This window comes from Lactiplantibacillus brownii (assembly GCF_031085375.1).
Taxonomy (GTDB): Bacteria; Bacillota; Bacilli; order Lactobacillales; family Lactobacillaceae; genus Lactiplantibacillus; species Lactiplantibacillus brownii.
This window is the reverse complement of record NZ_JAVCWF010000001.1, coordinates 923038-941411: the sequence shown is the minus strand read 5'-3', so window position 1 is coordinate 941411 and position 18374 is coordinate 923038. Positions and strand designations below refer to the sequence as shown.

20 protein-coding genes are annotated in these 18374 nt (G+C 44.1%); 11 read left to right on the top strand and 9 right to left on the bottom strand.

Annotation, left to right across the window (positions count from 1 at the left end; genetic code table 11):
- The first annotated feature begins 77 nt into the window (after positions 1-77).
- Positions 78-800: a TIM44-like domain-containing protein gene (locus RA086_RS04045; RefSeq protein ID WP_308702625.1), complete on the top strand. Its 723-nt coding sequence runs from the start codon at positions 78-80 to the stop codon at positions 798-800.
- 49 nt (positions 801-849) lie between these two features.
- Here RA086_RS04045 and RA086_RS04040 read toward each other — a convergent pair whose 3' ends face one another.
- From RA086_RS04040 to RA086_RS04020, 5 genes are all read right to left on the bottom strand, one after another.
- The gene (locus tag RA086_RS04040) at positions 850-1701 is read right to left on the bottom strand and encodes an alpha/beta hydrolase (RefSeq protein ID WP_407659052.1); all 852 of its coding nucleotides are present in this window, start codon (positions 1699-1701) and stop codon (positions 850-852) included.
- Positions 1702-1817: 116 nt separating this feature from the next.
- Entirely contained in the window at positions 1818-2270 is a 453-nt protein-coding gene (locus RA086_RS04035) for a threonine/serine exporter family protein (protein WP_308702624.1), read from the bottom strand.
- 12 nt (positions 2271-2282) lie between these two features.
- Positions 2283-3026 carry a threonine/serine exporter family protein gene (locus RA086_RS04030; RefSeq protein ID WP_308702623.1) on the bottom strand — a complete coding sequence of 248 codons (744 nt, stop codon included), beginning with the start codon at positions 3024-3026 and terminating at the stop codon, positions 2283-2285.
- 171 nt (positions 3027-3197) lie between these two features.
- Positions 3198-3398: a cold-shock protein gene (locus RA086_RS04025; RefSeq protein ID WP_137617075.1), complete on the bottom strand. Its 201-nt coding sequence runs from the start codon at positions 3396-3398 to the stop codon at positions 3198-3200.
- A 255-nt stretch (positions 3399-3653) separates the two neighbouring features.
- On the bottom strand, positions 3654-4301 hold the full coding sequence (locus RA086_RS04020; protein ID WP_308702622.1) for a metal-dependent transcriptional regulator: 648 nt from the start codon (positions 4299-4301) through the stop codon (positions 3654-3656).
- A 243-nt stretch (positions 4302-4544) separates the two neighbouring features.
- On the opposite strand from RA086_RS04020, the gene RA086_RS04015 reads away from it, so the two are divergent.
- Positions 4545-4889: a hypothetical protein gene (locus tag RA086_RS04015; protein WP_308702621.1), complete on the top strand. Its 345-nt coding sequence runs from the start codon at positions 4545-4547 to the stop codon at positions 4887-4889.
- Between the two features lie 678 nt (positions 4890-5567).
- Here the strand turns inward: RA086_RS04015 and RA086_RS04010 are convergent.
- Complete coding sequence (locus RA086_RS04010; RefSeq protein ID WP_308702620.1) at positions 5568-6020, bottom strand: MerR family transcriptional regulator; 453 nt, start codon at positions 6018-6020, stop codon at positions 5568-5570.
- 129 nt (positions 6021-6149) lie between these two features.
- Here RA086_RS04010 and RA086_RS04005 point away from each other — a divergent pair, with 129 nt between their 5' ends.
- Together RA086_RS04005 and RA086_RS04000 are read left to right on the top strand one after the other, a co-directional pair.
- On the top strand, positions 6150-7622 hold the full coding sequence (locus tag RA086_RS04005; protein ID WP_308702619.1) for an MDR family MFS transporter: 1473 nt from the start codon (positions 6150-6152) through the stop codon (positions 7620-7622).
- On the top strand, positions 7622-8341 hold the full coding sequence (locus RA086_RS04000; protein WP_308702618.1) for a DUF4811 domain-containing protein: 720 nt from the start codon (positions 7622-7624) through the stop codon (positions 8339-8341). Before RA086_RS04005 ends, RA086_RS04000 begins: the two co-directional genes overlap by 1 nt.
- 257 nt (positions 8342-8598) lie before the next feature.
- On the opposite strand, the gene RA086_RS03995 is transcribed toward RA086_RS04000, so the two are convergent.
- Entirely contained in the window at positions 8599-8817 is a 219-nt protein-coding gene (locus RA086_RS03995) for a helix-turn-helix domain-containing protein (RefSeq protein WP_308702617.1), read from the bottom strand.
- A gap of 250 nt (positions 8818-9067) precedes the next feature.
- On the opposite strand from RA086_RS03995, the gene RA086_RS03990 reads away from it, so the two are divergent.
- Both RA086_RS03990 and RA086_RS03985 read left to right on the top strand, forming a co-directional pair.
- Positions 9068-9772 (top strand): AzlC family ABC transporter permease, encoded by a 705-nt coding sequence (locus tag RA086_RS03990; RefSeq protein ID WP_308702616.1) that lies wholly within the window; start codon positions 9068-9070, stop codon positions 9770-9772.
- A complete protein-coding gene (locus RA086_RS03985; RefSeq protein WP_308702615.1) occupies positions 9765-10091 on the top strand; it encodes an AzlD domain-containing protein in 327 nt (108 codons plus the stop codon). Before RA086_RS03990 ends, RA086_RS03985 begins: the two co-directional genes overlap by 8 nt.
- 71 nt (positions 10092-10162) lie before the next feature.
- Here RA086_RS03985 and RA086_RS03980 read toward each other — a convergent pair whose 3' ends face one another.
- Positions 10163-11173, bottom strand: a complete 1011-nt coding sequence (locus RA086_RS03980; protein WP_308702614.1) for an NAD-dependent epimerase/dehydratase family protein — start codon at positions 11171-11173, stop codon at positions 10163-10165.
- 99 nt (positions 11174-11272) lie between these two features.
- On the opposite strand from RA086_RS03980, the gene RA086_RS03975 reads away from it, so the two are divergent.
- The gene (locus RA086_RS03975) at positions 11273-11716 is read left to right on the top strand and encodes a MerR family transcriptional regulator (protein WP_308702613.1); all 444 of its coding nucleotides are present in this window, start codon (positions 11273-11275) and stop codon (positions 11714-11716) included.
- Positions 11717-11788: 72 nt separating this feature from the next.
- On the opposite strand, the gene apf is transcribed toward RA086_RS03975, so the two are convergent.
- Positions 11789-12463, bottom strand: coding sequence for an aggregation-promoting factor (gene apf / locus RA086_RS03970; protein ID WP_308702612.1), 675 nt, complete (start codon positions 12461-12463; stop codon positions 11789-11791).
- Between the two features lie 522 nt (positions 12464-12985).
- Here apf and asnB point away from each other — a divergent pair.
- The 4 genes from asnB (at position 12986) to RA086_RS03950 (ending at position 18370) form a co-directional block, all read left to right on the top strand.
- Positions 12986-14887, top strand: a complete 1902-nt coding sequence (asnB, locus tag RA086_RS03965) for an asparagine synthase (glutamine-hydrolyzing) (RefSeq protein WP_308702611.1) — start codon at positions 12986-12988, stop codon at positions 14885-14887.
- A gap of 5 nt (positions 14888-14892) precedes the next feature.
- Positions 14893-16107 (top strand): aspartate kinase, encoded by a 1215-nt coding sequence (gene dapG, locus RA086_RS03960; protein WP_308702610.1) that lies wholly within the window; start codon positions 14893-14895, stop codon positions 16105-16107.
- A gap of 134 nt (positions 16108-16241) precedes the next feature.
- The gene (locus RA086_RS03955) at positions 16242-17720 is read left to right on the top strand and encodes a UDP-N-acetylmuramoyl-L-alanyl-D-glutamate--2,6-diaminopimelate ligase (protein WP_308702609.1); all 1479 of its coding nucleotides are present in this window, start codon (positions 16242-16244) and stop codon (positions 17718-17720) included.
- Positions 17721-17854: 134 nt separating this feature from the next.
- A complete protein-coding gene (locus tag RA086_RS03950; protein ID WP_308702608.1) occupies positions 17855-18370 on the top strand; it encodes a hypothetical protein in 516 nt (171 codons plus the stop codon).
- The last annotated feature ends 4 nt before the right edge of the window (positions 18371-18374 follow it).

The following is an 18374-nucleotide window of genomic DNA, read 5'->3' as shown; positions in this document are numbered from 1 at the left end:
TTTTGTCAGTCTCACTTTAACGACCAACGGATATGGTAAGCTTAACTTACTAATTTTCTAACGGAAGGATGCCAACCTTGAAAAAATTCCTACTGATACTTGTCTTGACACTGGCACTATTATTAAATCCACTGACTGCCATGGCTCGCGCCGGCGGTAGTACTGGGGGTGGCGGCAGCACTGGCGGGAGTCCCAGTGGTGGGACCACAACTTCTAATCATAACGATTATGACAACGGTGGCTACTATCATGGTGGTGGTTATTATGGCGGCGGTTACTATCATCGGACAAACATTTTTGATGTCATTATTTTTGGTGGCTTTGGCTTATTGTTCTTTGCGCCGGGACTACGCCGCGTTTGGCAACGCCGTCAATCCCAACGACTTGAGCCTCAAAATACCGTGCCATTACCTGACGAGTTGCGTGCTGAATTTGAACCCTTTTTCTATCAAGTTGAGGCTGCCTGGACCAAAAATGACCTCGACACCCTCAGCAAATTAATGGCTCCCCGCTATTTTGCCAAACAACGGCGAATTCTAAACAACTATCGGCAACAACATAAAACTGATCAATTAGAGGGACTAGTTATTATTGATTTAGCACAAGAAATCACGTCGGCGCCAACGCATCTAAATGTGGTCGTCACCGCTCAAGCCCGCGATTACTTTGTCTACAGTGACCAGTCCGCCGCTTATAATCAAAATAGCTATGATAAAACTTATATTGAACGCTTTACCGAAGTTTGGGAACTGACGCGTGACCCTCATCAACCGCTAGTGCTCACTCGAATTCGACAATAAGGTTATAAAAAGGCACCAGCAAATCCAATGGCTGGTGTCTTTTTACGATCTATTTCCCCCACAAAAATTTAATCAAAGTACGATCTACTTGTGGATTTTCATGTAATTTCGAATGCCGGGCAAGTTTTCCTGTAAATTCTTTTTCCTGATAAGATTTAGCCCGTGGTGTGACTAAATATTTCAAGGATAAGCTGGCAACGTTTGGTACCGTACCATCCGTATGCCCGCCGATATTGCCATAGATATTCAATACCTTAACTTGATTCTTTGGCAGTACTTGACGCAATTTAGTCATTTCGCGATAAGTCGCATTCATCTGATTCGGTTTGCCAGCGGCATTCAATTTCAACCCGGCTGGCTGAGTGACACTAGCTGGCATCCCTTTAAAATCTAGACCAGCAAAGTGACCAGCAATATCTACCTGCTTACGCAACTTCGGTAACTTATGATTCCCGGCATTGGCTAACGAATAATAAATCAACGAAATATTCCCCAATGAGTGGCCGACCATATTAATTGATTTGAAGTGATACTGCTTTTGCAGCGCCACAACCACATTGGTCGCCCATTGACCATGCTTGCGATAATTCAATTCTCGATTATTAGCATAGTTCACTTCCACAATCGGATTGATAGCGCCAGTTTTAAGCTTACCCACCAACTTAACGTGACCCGTTTTACTGACCATTGCACGAATAATCGTGTTAGTGACGCCAGCTTGCTTAGCCGCATCCGCCATATGCTCTTCTGCATGGTAACTACTACCACCGCCGTGAAAAAACAACGTTGGTGTGGTGCTCTGAACATACTTGTTTGCTTTAACGTGTTGTGCACAACCGGCCAAACCAACCGTCAGCGCCAAACCTAAACTAATTAATACGGTCATAAATTTTCGTGACATCTGTTAATCCCCCATTTTTTTAATGTACCATTATCATACTAGCTTCGAGTAGCTAGAAGGCAAGTCATCAGTACAAAAAAATGGTCATCACTATTTTCGTGAAGACCACCGCTTAATTATGAACGCACTTGTTGCCAGCGTAGACGGCAAAATGCGATCAACTGATTTAATAATTCTGCAACTAGAAAGCCTAGTGCAATTGCCCCGGTGATCACAACCACTTGCAGCATGAAGCCAACCGCTTGATCATATTTTCCTAAGGCAAAATTTCGAACCATCTGGTAAGCCTGACTTCCTGGTACAAATGAAACGAGACTCGGAATATTAAAAATAATTGAGGGCATTTTCTTATAGCGCGCCGCTAAACTACTCAAAACGCCAATCCCCACGGAACCAATGAAACTGCCGAGTACGATGCCACCATCAAAAGCCTGAACAATTAAATAAAAGCCCCAAGTCAACGTGCCAATCCAACCGGCCAGATTTAGCGCATGTCGGGGAATATTGATAATCAAGCCAAAGCCTAAAACGGCTAAATACGCTAAAATAAGTTGTCCAACGATACCCATCCGTACGCCCCCTCAAAACAGTGTAATCACGACCGCAATGCCAAACCCCAACGCAGCCGCACTAATCAACGCCTCGACCGCGCGTGCCGGCCCACTCACAAAGTTGCCGGCCAAAATGTCACGGACCGCGTTCGTCAACGGCACTCCTGGAACTAATGGCATCAATGCCCCAATAATAATGTCATTGATATTAGTGCCCCAACCGACCTGGTACGCCCATTCAGCTGCGAAGCCAATAAATAGCGCAGCCACTAATTCACTCAAAAATTTAATTTTTAAATAACGATTCAACAAATAAAAGACCAAATAGCCTAACGTTCCAATGACGACGGTTGGCCAAGTATTGATCGTTTCTTGGCGAAACATAATCATTAACGGACCACTAACCAGTGCTGCACCAACGAGTTGCAACCAGAGTGGAAACGACCGTGACGCTTGATCTAACTGACCCAGACGCGTATGTAAAGTTGGCAGGTCAATTTGTTGGGCGGCAAATTCACGTGACAGCTGATTAACTTGCGCGACTTTTTCCAAATCTATCGTCCGCTTGGTCACCGAAGCAATCTGAGTCGCATTACGACCCTGAATCGACATCATGACACCGGTGATTGTCACATAAGTATTGGCCTGAACGACGCCAGCATTCTGTGCAATTCGCGTCATCGTATCATCGACCCGTGAAATTTCAGAGCCATTTTCAACCATAATCTTGCCCGCTTTCAGACAAGTCGCGATAATTAATTCATCTGTCGTCATGCTGCCCACACCTCACAATTTCTTGATAGCCTAACTTTAAGCCAATTTTGTTGCCACGACCACCATTAAATGAAAAAAAGTCCAGAAAAAAACCGGTCATGAGGGTTTCCCTTCATAACCGGTTTTTGAAGTCTCTCTAACAAGTTAGAGAGAAGCCGTTTAAGCCGTTAATTAGTCTTTAGTAACGTTAACTGCTTGTGGGCCACGATCGCTTTCTTCAACGTCGAATGATACAGCTTGGCCTTCTTCAAGAGTCTTGAAGCCGTCTTCTTGGATAGCTGAGAAATGTACGAATACATCGCTACCGTTTTCGCGAGTGATAAAACCAAAACCTTTGTCGGCGTTAAACCATTTAACTGTTCCATGTTCCATAATAAAAAATCCTCCTAGTGCTTTTTTGCACATATAAATTAATGTAAATCATGATTCGGTGCAAATGGGGATAGTTTATTGAAACGATCTGACCAAAATTACCTAACCAAGCTACAAGAGTAATTGTAGCATATTGTTTTCGAAAAGGATAGCGAATCAAGCGTATTTCCTAAATTCTTTTATTAAGCCATTAAAAATTCAGAATATCTAGGCGATTAATGCTCCGCTTTGTTCAGGATGATGCGAAGATTCCAGCTACTTTACAAAAATATTGTGCGCAGCTTTGTAACTCACTGGAATCTGTTGGCCCGTGGCTTGGACTTCGATCGTCACGGGGCCTTCAAACGGATCATGCTTGATGACTTTCACGGCTTGCCCAATCTTCAAGGCGATGTCATGCAAGTAAACTAACAAATCATGATTGTCAATAAACCGTTCAATGGAAACAACTGTCCCATCTTCGGTATCGGCAAGTGCCGTATGACTGTCTTCCGTGTAGTGCCCATTCTTATCTGGAATTGCGCCGCCATGTGGACAATGGGTTGGATGTCCAAGGAAAGATTCCAAGGAATCGACCAACCGTTCACTGGTAACATGTTCCAAAACTTCAGCTTCCGAATGCACATCTGGTAGATCATAATTTAATTTATCAACTAAAAAGTCTTCCCAGATACGATGCTTCCGAACCAAGGTTTCCGCATATCGAATACCTTGCTTTGTTAATGAGATACCCGCATACGGGGTATGCTTGGCTAACCCATCTTGTACTAATTTACCGACCATTTCTGTTACAGAGCCGGCCGCGATGTCTAAGCTTAATGCAATTTGCTTATTCGACACCTTTTTCTTCGTACCACCAAGTTCGAAAATAATTTTTAAGTAATCTTCCTTCATGGGGGTCATGAATTTACTTCACCTCAACTAAATTTATCTTGCCGTTTAACCTGCTTAGTTAGTGTATCGTACACCAATTACCATCTTTTTGCTACTAGTTAATTAAGCGTCGCAATTTTGACAATCCTTTGAAAAGCCACAGCAATCGTGCCATAATTAAATTGTAGCGCAAAACTGTGACTTTCGGGTTACAGCCGTTGTAAAAATTTTATTTTTTCGGATCGTGCTTCAAATCTAAGGAGGAACCGCATCGTGAATGATGATGCTCAATTATCCATTACCCAACTTAATGATAGCTTACAACATAAAGCAGTTGAAGACTTTGCTAAATTTTATCAACGTCTCTATGATGCTAACAATCTTGAATTAATGTCCAACTACCCAGTCGTTAACAATATGACTGATATCAATGAACATTTGAACTTAGCCCGCTTCATGACCAAAGCCCAACGTTTAAAGGATAGTATTGACTTCTCTTATCAAGACTATCTACATCTCATTGACAACCTCGATCAAAAATACTTTGAAAGTGGTAATCCGGCAATGACTTGGGACGAATGGTATGCAAGCCATTTCGCACAACTGTCTAATTCATAATCAACTTAAAACTTTGAGGCGTCTGGCTTGATAAAAAGTCCGACGCCTTTTTGCTGGGAACTTTTATCGTGTGAAACACGGTTATGAGCTTGGTTGTATACCATTCTCACGATATGAATAGCCGAAACGTGCAAAATTCGACTGCGGGCTCCGCTTATCCCGGTTAAGCAACCACTCGGAAAACCACCGAGCAATTGGTTCCTACCTCAATAGTCGAAACGTGCAAACCACAGCTGCGTCCTCCGCTTAGCTACGTCAACGGCACCATGCTAAACCCGCATGATACCGCTGACTAGGCTATGCTCGGAAGCAACCCGCTGTTGTTTGCACTCTTTTTCTTAATAAAAAAGACCCAAGCTTTCCCACAGCACTTGGGCCCTACTAGTAAGTATCATCACCGGACAATTGAAAACTACTTCTAGATTCAATTACACGTTGTTTTATGCACGATCACTACCTGGAATGGCCCAGGCATCTCTCAGCGCTTCTTTCGCGCTCTGTTGTAAATCTCTTCGCAAAGTTAAACTTCAAAACACGACCAACATGACAACGGTCAATCCAGCCATAAGATCGATTGACGAGTGGGAAACTTGTTGTCCGCATGACTTACCGATACTTACCGACTTAAATCTACCATTAATCAAACGGTTTCACAAGCTAGAAGCCGGCACGATGCGATTATTTTTTCGGATAGACCCGGTAATGTGCCTCATTATCCACAATATAAACGTATAAATTTTGCGTATGGGCTTCATCAAAATAACCCAGATTAATCATATGATGACCCTCACGCTCTTCCACGCCTTGAAACGCATTCGTGACAAAAATTCGCATCATTTCCATCTGCGTACTTTGTTCAGTTGCCCGTTGTGCAGCCGACGCTAAGGTAAATCCTTCATCCAACATCGCTTTGATGAAATGAACCCGCATCAAGGTACCATAGGAAAATCGATGGGTCGTATTTTTCTCGGTCACCTTTTGACTATGAATGTAACCCTTTTGTTCCCAATAGCGAAGTTGCGTTTGTGAGACGCCCGTGGTCTTAGCGAGGTCACTAATGCCGACGGTAAATTTGTGCTTATTAATTTGTGCTTTCAAATTTTTTAAAAATTCTGTATTCTGATTGTTCACGAAACGACCTCTTTTCTTAAATTTCCAATACTAAGTATATAATTTTTGATATTAATGTCAAGTTTGTTGACAAATACATAAAATCCGCTTATATTAGACAACGTAGTTTTTTAGAGAGAAGGGATTTACTTGTCAACTGCTGTTGATAACAATGGGAAACCGTATAATCGCGGTTTACTCATTGCCATACTATTAATTGGGACGTTCTGTACCGTCCTGAACCAAACGATTTTAACGACCGCCTTTCCAACTTTGATGAAGGCTTTCGATATTACAACTTCCACCGTTCAATGGTTGACCACCGGTTTCTTACTGGTCAACGGGATCATGATTCCGGTCAGTGCCTGGTTAAGTACCCGTTTTAGTACCAAATGGTTGTACTTATCAGCCATGACAATTTTTGAAATTGGAACGATTATTTGTTTTACCGCACCTAATTTTCAATTCTTACTGACTGGCCGTTTGATTCAAGCGGTCGGCGTCGGTGTAACGATGCCACTTTTACAAACCATTATGCTCACCATTTTCCCTGCTGATAAACGTGGGGCCGCAATGGGGATGGCCGGGATCGTTATTGGCCTGGCGCCTGCGATTGGCCCGACCCTTTCTGGCTGGGTGATTGACAACATGAGCTGGCGCGATTTATTTGGCATGATTATTCCAATCGTTGCCGTTGTCTTAATCGCTGGCTTCTTCTTCATGGCCAACGTGCTCGAAACTTCTGATCCTAAACTTGATTTCCTATCCTTAGCGTTATCCACCTTAGGCTTTGGGAGCCTACTTTATGGGTTCTCATCCGTTGGTGATGATGGCTGGACTTCTGCCAAAGTATTAACAACTCTAGTCATTGGGGTCATCGGGATCGTACTATTCGTTTGGCGCCAATTAACGATGGCAAAACCATTCCTAGACTTCCGCGTCTTCAAACACGTTCGCTTTACCGTCGCCGCCGTTTTAAGTTCAGTCACCAACATGGCGATGGTCGGCGCCGAAATGGTTATTCCGCTTTATTTGCAGATCATCCATGGGTTCTCTGCCTTTGATTCCGGCTTAACTTTATTGGCTGGTGCCTTAATGATGGGGATCATGAGTCCAATTACTGGTCAAGCGTTTGACCGCTTTGGGGCCAAACGCTTAGCCATCTTAGGTATGTTCCTATTAACTGCCGGGACGATTCCATTTATGTTCATTACTCGGACTACAGCAACGATTTACATCGTTATTTTGTACGCTGTACGGATGTTTGGGATTTCGATGGTTATGATGCCCGCAACAACTGCCGGCATGAATGCTTTACCACTCGACATGATGGGTCATGGAACAGCGGTTAACAACACGGTTCGTCAAATTGCTAGTTCAATCGGGACGGCCATTTTAACTTCAGTATTGTCCAATGTTACCACGTCACAAGCCCCTGCTAAAAGCTTACTCAAGAGCCAACCATTGGCCTATCAAGATAAGTATTTCAATGCAACTTTAAGTGGTTATCATGCAGCTTTCTATGTTGCCGTCGCTTTCTGTGTCGTTGGTTTAGTCGTCGCATTCTTCATGCAAGACAAACAACATTCCATTAAACCAACTACAAAGGAGGTTGATGACTAATGATTCTCGTTGTTTTAGTATTCAGCGCGATTGCGTTATTCTTGACCTTCGTGTACATGCATCAAAACGCTACTCGTCTCATTTTAACGACCATCTTCGGTATCGCCCTAGTCGCTTCACTCGTCTTAGTCATTGAAAATGATAGCCAACACCTGGGAATGACAAAGGTCACCACGACTAAAACCGTGCCACTAAAGTCCGCCGGTAGTAGCCAGATGGACATGCTCCTGTATCAATCGATTGGCACCGCGGACAAAAACCGCGTTTACATTTATAAAACCATGACAGATCAGAAAAAGGTCAGCACGACTAAAGCTAACGTCAATACGGCTAATCACGTGAAGACCACCACTGGCTCGACCAAGTTGGTCACCAAGACCACTCGTTGGATGTATCAGAGCAACGCTGCCAAGTTCTGGTTTGGAATTGCCAATAACGACAATCAATTGATTAAACGGACCAATACGTTCTATATTCAAAAGACTTGGGTCGTGCTCAGCACGTCGCAAGCAAAACAGCTTAGCAAGCTTGCTAAGCAACAGTCCACAACTTTAAAGGCACAAGCCAAGGTCTACGTTCAAAATGCTGTCAAAACCGCAATGGTGAAGAATCCAGCAATGACGCAAGCCCAAATGGCAACCCTTGAAAAACAGGCTGCTGCACAATATCAAGCTAAAGCCATGCAAAATATGATTAAAACCGTTAAACAATCGAAATAAGCTCACTCTGACAAACAATAGTCGTCGACATTAGTTAATCATCACTAATGTCGGCGACTATTGTTTTTGTTCATATTTTTTCCACCGCTGAAATACGGGTTAACCAAGCTGAAAGGTCACCAAGAGATTGGCACTTGGCAGGCACAATTATTTCCCGGGTGAAGTTGGGCGTCCGCTCACTCTGACAAAATTGCAACAAAAAACGAGCCTGATTTGACTCAGACTCGCTCATATCATTGCAGTATCCTAATTTCGGCCTAATTGGTGGCACATTGTTCACATAGTGGCATCAAATCTTTTAAGTCCTCAACGGATGAGCCATTTTCTAAGAAGCAATTGACCATATCTAGCCAATATTGATCGTCGGCGCTAAAGGTTGCCCGCGCATCTTTACATGGCAACAACCCAGCTTGTGTATAAGCAACGATTTTATCAGCAGCGACCCCACTACGGGCTGCTAATTGTTCCAGAGTCATTTTCTCTCACCATTTGTCCTTTCAAAAAATCAATGAGCTTATGTTACGCCCAGCCAGTACCAAATGCAAGTAATAATTTCGTGACTGCAGCATTAAAATGTAATGATAAAGTTCTTCATTATTTTCACCAAAAAGTGTACACTAGAAATTATTAACGCTGACCCGATAATTGTCCCTGACCAGACGCGGCTTAACCGTGCCATCACCCAATTTCGGTCCCATCTTCAATCAGGAGGTTTCACGAATACATATGGATGCAAGTTTAACATTTAAAAGTGGTTTTAAAGACGTTATCCCGACTTTATTCGGCTACATCGGCGTTGGCTTAGCTATGGGCATTGTCGCTAACACCAGCCATTTGTCGGTCTTGGCCGTCCTACTCATGTCGCTCATTGTCTATGCTGGTTCGGCACAATTCATCATCATTAGTATGCTACTGGCCGGCAGTCCCATCTCTGCCATCGTTCTCTCAACCTTTCTCATTAATTCAAGAATGATTCTCATGAGTATGTCGATTGCTCAATATTTTAAGAAAGATTCTTTGTGGCAAAATCTGGCACTGGGGTCACTACTAACAGATGAAACATTTGCACTGAGCATGAACAAAATCAATCAAACCGATCATCAGCTACGACCACGGTGGCTTCACGCTGCCAATATTATTGCTTATTTGGTCTGGGCAGCCGCCACCGTCGTCGGCTGTTTACTGGGACATTTAATCGCTGACCCGAATCAATTTGGCCTGGATTTTGCCGTTGTTGGCATGTTTATTGGTCTACTTTATCTGCAAATTATTACCGACCGCAGTAAGACTCTCAAAACACAGCTGTTGGTCGTCCTGTTCGTCGCCATTGCCATGTATTTTCTCATGCGTTTTTTCCCAGGCAATATTGCGCTTCTGATTGCTACGTTACTCGGTTGCGGTTTTGGAATGGCGGTGACCGCTCATGACTAATTATGTGCTCGTCACCATCTTACTCTCTGGCTTGGTCACATGGCTCTCTCGTGTGGTTCCCTTTGCCATCATCAAAAATTTAACGGTTCCCAAATGGCTGATCGATTTTCTTTCTTTTGTGCCAGTCGCCATCATGACCGCTATTTTTGTTGAAAGTCTACTCGTCTATCACGCTGGACAATGGCCTGGCTTTAATCTCGAAAACATCTATGCCTCAATTCCCGCGATCCTCGCTGGCGTCTTAACCAAGAGCTTGCTAGCCGTCGTCATTACTGGTGTAATCGCCATGGCGCTACTTCGCTTAGTTGGCTGGGGTTAATGATCGTTTAAAAGCACTCAGCAACTGTTAATCCAACTGCTGAGTGCTTTTATTTAACCAATAACGGACTTTTACTTGGTAGTCAGTGAGTCAACTGCAGCTAATACGGTCTCGGCCGCTGAACTTTTTGGTTGCCACCCCAAAATCGTGCGAGCTTTACGGTTACTGACTTGGTGATTCACACGCATCATCAGATTAACTTCTTTGATTTGTGGCATTACCGGTGCTAATAATCGCACGATTGGAGTCGGTAAGAGCAACTTGGGTAACTGTGTCGCTTGTGCTGGACGCTGAGTTTTGATCAAAGTCATGATTTCTTTAGCCGTAATGGCCTGATCTGCGACCGCCAAAAATCGTTGTCCAGCCGCATTCGGTGTTTGCATCGCTAAAATGTGCATTGCAGCAACGTCCTGAGCAGCCACCACGTTCACCTTAAAGTTAGGAGTGACTTGTCCAGTCAATAGACGTTGTACCAAGCCAAAGCTTCCAGAGACGTGTTGTCCCATCGCCGCGCCTAACATGGCCCCGGCATTGACGGTTACCAAGTCTAATTTTGAATTTTGTGAAAAGTTCCAAGCCGCCTGTTCAGCCAATAGTTTAGACTTTTCATATAAGGACAGCCCGGGTTGATCAGGATTGGTCCAATCTTGTTCGGTGACCACGCCCTGATGATCTAAGCGACTAAAACCAACCGCGCCTAAATTTGCCGTCATGACGACTCGTTTGACCCCAGCTTGCTCAGCAGCTTTTAAGATCCGCAAAGTTCCCTGCTTAGCGGTTTGAACAACTTGATCAGCCACAGACTCACCATTGACGAACACTGGCGCTGCCACACTCATCACCGTTTCGACATCTTGCATTGCCGCTGCCCACCCAGCATCCTTAGTTAAATTGGCTTCGACAAAATGCAAATCAGTTAACGACGTGAGTCCTTGACTCGTCAAAGCTGCGGTCACTTCGGCTGCCTTTGATTCTGACCGTAACGTTGCGCGGACCGCATAACCTTGTCGCAATAATCCTTTAATCAACCATAGGGCTAAGAAACCGTTGCCACCAGTCACCAATACTGTTTTTTTCATCATGATATCTCCTGTTTACTTGTATTTTAAGTTTAATTCTTTTAAACTGGTCATATCATAAACCCTCGACAACACTCTAGGGCAAGCTCAGGAGGAAAATTTTTGACTTATACCATCAAAACAGTCGCTGAAAAAACGCATCTATCCATCTATACCTTGCGCTTCTACGACAAGCAAGGACTCTTGCCCTTTGTCAGCCGTAATGACTCCGGCTACCGAGAATTTACCGATGCCGACTTACAACTCTTACGCACGATTACCTGCTTGAAAAATACTGGCATGAAAATTGCCACCATCCGTCGTTATATTGACGCGGTGATGGCTGGACCTCAGACCATTCCAGAACGACGACAACTGCTGAGTGATCATCGAGCAGCAATTTTGGCTGAGCAGCAAAAAATCCGGGACAATTTGCAAGAGATCGACTTTAAACTCAACATTTATAGTGCTTCCAATGCCAAACAAGTCATTACCGCCGAACGTCAATTTGCCAAGGCTGAAAAATTGGCGAATCACTTACCTGATCCTTATCCAACACTTAACTAAAAAAACGCGTCAACATCCACTGAGGAATGTTGGCGCGTTTTTAAGAAACTTTCATTATAAACTAAGCTGATTTTAGTACCAGCCGTGTGATTGCCAGAATGATTGTGCTGCAGCCCATGAGCCGTAACGTGATGAAACGTAGTTGTTAGCAACACGTTCTTGGTTAGCAGCTGAATGGTCACCATTCAAGTAAGCTGAATCTAATTGATACTTACCAATGTAACGGCCATTAGTTGCAGTATATGAACCACCGGATTCTTTGTTCGCAATCCAAGCCTTAGCTGCGCTGTCAGAACCAGACGTCGTTGCGGGTGCTGCACTCGATTGTGCAGGGGCACTCGGCGTCGTGGTTGCTGGCGCTGCTGAAGCTGCTTGTGATTGAACAGGTGCTTGTGACTGTACTGGCGCTTGTGATGCTGGTGCCTGTGATTGTACAGGGGCTTGAGACTGAGCTGGTGCTTGCGAAGCAGGCGCCTGTGATTGGGCCGGTGCTTGGGAAGCTGGCGTTACCACAGCTTGAGTCGTCGTGCCATTTACTTCCAACTGTTGGCCAACGTAAATTAAGTTTACGTTCGCTAATGAGTTAGCTGTTTCAATTGCTGAAATCGTGGTGTTATAAGTATTTGCCAGTGCACTAACGGTGTCGCCAGCTTTAACCGTAACAGTGTCGGCGTTGGCAGCAGTTGTGCCGAGGACAAACAAACTAGCCGCGGCTGCAGTTGATAATAGTAAACTCTTGATCTTCATATAAATAGTTTCACTCCTGTAATTTTTGGGTAGTTTCTTAAAGTCGGCACCACTTGGTTACCGGACTTAACAACAGAAGCTAAGTATACGGACTGGATGTAACAAACTAATAGCAGACAGATTACTAATTCACCCTCACACTGTAATAAAACGGGGTTTTCGTAATATTTTGTAATATTCAAGCTGGAATCAACGGGTTTTGATGTCGTTTGAAAGTCAATTATATTAAATTTATTTTACTTTGTAACCGCTACGAAACGTTTAATAATCTTTATCTTAGCGCTTAAAGCAAGTATAATAGTTCAAGTATACGTATTAAGTTTTGATATAAACGGAATATTTTTATTTCGATACCGAAATTGCCCAAATTCTTGTCAAATAAAGATGGCAATTCGGTAAGAATCCGTTACAATGCCCATGATTGCTTTACTTAAACGGTAAAATCGGGTAAATTAACAACAAAACAAGCATACGCTTGCGCTACTAAAAAACTTAAACTTACAGATTGAGAGATGAACACACATGTGCGGTTTTGCTGGTTGCTTAACTGATCGGACCAAAGCAGATAATGAAGCTTATGATCAAACCATCCACGAAATGACAAAGATGATTGTCCATCGGGGTCCCGATGATGATGGTTACTTTGCCGATGATAACATTACGATGGGCTTCCGTCGCTTGAGTATTATTGATTTAGCGGGTGGTCATCAACCACTTTCTTATGATAATGAACGTTATTGGATGACCTTTAATGGTGAAATCTACAATTATATTGAATTACGTGAACAACTCAAAGCTGAAGGTTATGAATTCAAAACGAATTCCGACTCTGAAGTTATTCTGGGTATGTATGCCAAATATAAGGCTGACTGTACCAAATACTTCCGCGGGATGTTTGCGTTTGTTATTTGGGATAAACAGGAAAAGTCCCTCTTTGCAGCGCGTGATCAATTTGGGATTAAGCCATTTTATTATGCCGTTCAAGGATCAGATTTCTACTATGCTTCTGAAAGTAAAGCCATCTACAAGATCTTGAAAGATAAGACTTTCGATCAAAACGCTTTACAAGACTACATGACGTTCCAATTTGTTCCCGAACCAGAAACTTTGACCAAAGAAATCAAGATGCTGGCACCGGGTTGTTCTTTAATCAAGAAATTAGGTTCAGCACCACAGATCACACGGTACTATCATCGTGAATTTCATCCGGTCAAACGATCAGAGGATGAATATGCCCAAAAGATCAAGGCAGCCTTGATTGATTCCGTTAAGATCCATATGCGGTCAGACGTTCCTGTTGGCTCATTCTTATCTGGTGGAATCGATTCTTCTATTATAGTAGCAATTGCCAAAAACTATAATCCAAACTTGAATACCATTTCGGTTGGTTTTGAGCGCGAAGGCTATAGTGAATTAGACGTGGCTCAAGAAACCGCGCAGATTTTAGGGGTCAAGAACTATAGTAGTATTATTACGCCAGAAGCCTTCATGAAGGCCTTCCCACACTTTGTTTGGAGTATGGATGATCCGTTGGCTGACCCGGCTGCTGTGCCGCAGTATTTCTTAGCCAAGGAAGCAATCAAACACGTTAAGGTCGCCTTAACTGGTGAAGGTGCGGATGAATTATTCGGGGGTTACACGATCTATCACGAACCCGAATCATTGAAACCATTCCGTTACACCAAACCAATCAATGGCGCTTTAAAAAAGATCGCCTTAATGATGCCTGAAGGGATGCGTGGACGCTCCTTCTTAATGCGTGGGACGACGCCACTTGAAAACCGCTACGTCGGTAATGCCTTTATCTTCGGCGAACAAGAGAAACAAAAGTTCCTTAAAAACTATAATCCGAACCATCCGTTCCAATCCATCACGCAACCATTTTACGATGAATCTGTCGACTATGATCCAATCAGCCGGATGCAATTCATCGACATGCATACTTGGTTAAACGGTGACTTGTTGCATAATGCGGATCGGACGACGATGGCGCATAGTTTGGAATTGCGGACCCCGTTCGTTGACCGTGAAGTTTATAACTTGGCCGCTGAGATTCCAGCAGACTTGCGGATCAGCCACGGCACAACGAAATATATCTTACGGAAAGCCGTGGAAGATATTGTTCCAGCCCACGTCTTGCATCGTAAGAAGCTTGGTTTCCCAGTCCCAATTCGATTCTGGTTGAAGGATGAAATGTATGATTGGGCTAAACAAATCATCAATGACTCCCAGACCGATGAGTATTTCAACAAAAATTATTTCTTAAAATTATTAGATGACCATAAAGCCGGGGTTCGCGATAACTCTCGGAAGCTATGGACCGTCTTGACCTTCATGATGTGGCACAAGATTTATGTCGAGAGCGACAACTTGATGGATAGTCCAACTGCTAACGCCCATGCGAACCAAATTGAGGAGCCGTAATTTTCATGGAAATTATTGTACAAAAATTTGGCGGGACGTCCGTAAAAGATGAGGCGGCCCGCAAGCAAGCCTTACGTCACGTGCAATATGCTGTTGATCAAGGAGATAAAGTCATCGTGGTCGTTTCAGCTATCGGTCGCAAGGGCGCACCCTACGCCACCGATTCACTGCTTGGGTTAGTACACGGTGAGGCCACCCGGTTAACGAACCGTGAACTGGATATGCTGGTTTCAGTTGGCGAAACGATTTCAACTGCCGTCTTCACCGAATTAGCACGCGAACAAGGGTTGAATGTGGTTGCGATGACCGGTCATGATGCCGGAATCGTGACCAACGATGACTTTCAAAATGCAAAAATTTTGCGGGTCGATCCCCAACCGATTCAAGATGCGTTCGCTGATGCTGACGTTGTGGTTGTCACTGGCTTCCAAGGAGCAACTGAAACTGGGCACATTACGACGATTGGTCGTGGTGGTTCTGACACGTCGGCAGCTATCCTTGGTGCGGCTTTGAAAGCCAAACGAGTGGATATCTTTACAGATGTCAATGGTATGATGACCGCCGATCCACGGTTGGTCACCCATGCACGCTTCATCAAAGCCATCAGTTATGAAGAATTAGCTAATATGGCGCATGAAGGGGCTAAAGTGATTCATCCGCGGGCTGTCGAAATTGCGGAACAAGCCCATGTGCCGATGCGCATTCGCTCGACTTACCAAGCACCTGACGAACTTGGGACTCTAGTCACCGATCGCACCACGACACAGATTGAGCATTATCGGACCGTCACCGGAGTTGCACATCAAACCAATTTGACCCAATTCACGGTGCCGACCGATACTTTAAGTTCGAGTGAGATTTTCCAATTGATGGCCCAACACAATTTAAGTGTCGACTTCATCAATATTACGCAACACCAAGTCGTCTTTAATCTAGTTAACGGTGATGCTAAAGTGGCTAAAGCGCTATTAACTAAAGCACATGTGCATTGCCAAGCAATTGGCGACTGTGCCAAAGTTTCCGTGGTCGGTGCTGGTATTACCGGCACTCCCGGGGTAACCGCACGGATCGTCACCGCTCTAAGTGCACAACACATTGATATTTTACAATCAACCGATAGCTATACCACGATTTGGGTCTTAGTTAAAGAAGCTGATTTGAAAGTTGCAATGAATGCCTTACATGATGAATTTTTAGGTGTCGAAGCGTCACCCGCCTAAACTAAAAAAGTCGAGTCCTACCAAGTATCGGTCAACTTACGATGCGGCTGGTGGGTCTCGACTTTTAGCATATTTGCATGGTATCCTAGAAAGCGTCAAGTAGTCTAATTATATATAAAAAGGACGTCTAATTAATGAAAGCAAGCGACTTAATTAACAGTTTAAAATTTAAACAAGTGCAACCAGCTTTGACCACGGATTTCGACGTGACCATGCTGACACAAGATACCCGTGAGATCAAACGGGGCGCCATGTTCGTCGCGGTCGATGGTTATCACGTTGACGGCCATACCTTAGTCGATCAAGCAGTGGCGGCCGGTGCCAAAATTATTGTGGCTCAAAAACCAATTCACGTGACCGTGCCTGTGATCTACGTGCAAAATACGGAACGTGCCATGGCCATCTTAGCCGATGTCTTCTATGGCGCACCCAGCCAAAAGATGCGGATGATCGGCGTTACCGGGACAAACGGTAAAACGACCGTCACCCACTTAATCGAGCAGATCTATCGCGATCAACAACAAGCAACCGGCTTGATTGGCACGATGTATCGTAAAATTAAAGACAAAAAGTTGCCAACTGCCAATACCACGCCAGATGCCATTACGACACAACGGACGTTAGCAGCAATGCGCGACGCTGGTGTTGAAACTGTTGCAATGGAAGTTTCTTCAATTGCTTTGGTCTTAGGCCGGGTTTGGGGTATCGACTACGATATCGCCGTCTTCACCAACTTGACGCAAGATCACTTAGACTTTCATAAAACAATGGCAAAATATGCTGAAGCCAAAGCCATGCTCTTTGCACAACTTGGTAACAAATACGGCGCCAACGGCACTGAAAAAGTTGCTGTTTTAAATACCGATGATCCGGTGGGTCGTGAATTTGAACAATACACGGCGGCCCACGTCCTCACGTTTGGCTTAAAACCAGACGCCATGATCAATGCGCAAAATGTGCAAATTCGGAGTCATGGCACAGAATTTGATCTATCCGTTTTCGGACATATCACGCATGTCACGATGAAGTTGATCGGTCAATTCAATGTTTATAACATGTTAGCGGCCTTCGCAGCCGCCTATGCTAGCGGTATTCCTGAAGATCAGATCATCGCCTCACTCGAAAAAGTTCCTGGCGTTAAGGGCCGTTTTCAAGCCGTGCCATCACATACTGGCGTTAGTGTCATCGTTGATTATTCACATACCCCCGATGGCCTACTCAACGCTTTAGAGACCATTCAAGACTTTGCCAAAAAGGACATCTATTGTGTCGTGGGCTGTGGTGGTGATCGTGATAAAGGTAAACGACCAAAAATGGCCAAAATTGCCGTACAACGGAGTACTAAGCCGATCTTCACTTCGGACAATCCTCGAACAGAAGATCCTGAAGCCATTTTACAAGACATGGTTGCGGGCGTTCCAGATGCCAATGTTCCTGTTTACGTTGACCGTCATGAAGCGATTGCTAAAGCCATTGCCGCCGCACAACCCGGTGACGTGGTCCTCATCGCTGGCAAAGGTCACGAAGATTACCAGATTTTAGGCCGCACAAAACATCACTTTGATGATAGTGAAGAAGCTGCTAAAGCCTTGGCTTTAAAACCAACTATTTAAATCTAAAAACGACGCTGGTTCAGTTTAAAAGACTGACCAAGCGTCGTTTTTTCGTCAAACTATTTCAACTTTATCAAAGCTTTACAATCAACGTGTATCCTATAATTAGCTAAACTTTTTGGGAGGATTTTCATTTGCTTACTATACTCATTTTATTTACCTTACTAGTTGTCACCTTACTGGCAATCGTCATCTTTTCTGCTTTGCGGAATCGGCTCTATACCAAGCTCAGCGATGGCAGTCTCATCAGCGTGCAAACTTATGCTGATTTCATCGTTAAGCAGGGCAAATTTAACCAATCACATCCGCAGACTGGCAAATTAGCCAAACGGGTTCAGCGGTGGGATGCCATACAACGATACAGTAATATTCTATTATTATTGCCACTCATTTCCATTATCTTTGCTCCCAATCGCTTCATCGAAGGTCTGATCGTATACCTAGTCTGTGTGGCGATTTTTATCACCGTGGCGACCATGATTATCCTCAGTAGTCTTTACCGGCTACGTCGCAGCTATCGTGAACACCAGCTGCGACTACCCCTCTCAACCAAAATCCATGGGGCATTTTACACTTACATGATTATTTGCTTACTGCTATTGTTTAGTTACGAGACCGTTATCTTCGATTTCTTCTTGATCACCAGCTAACACC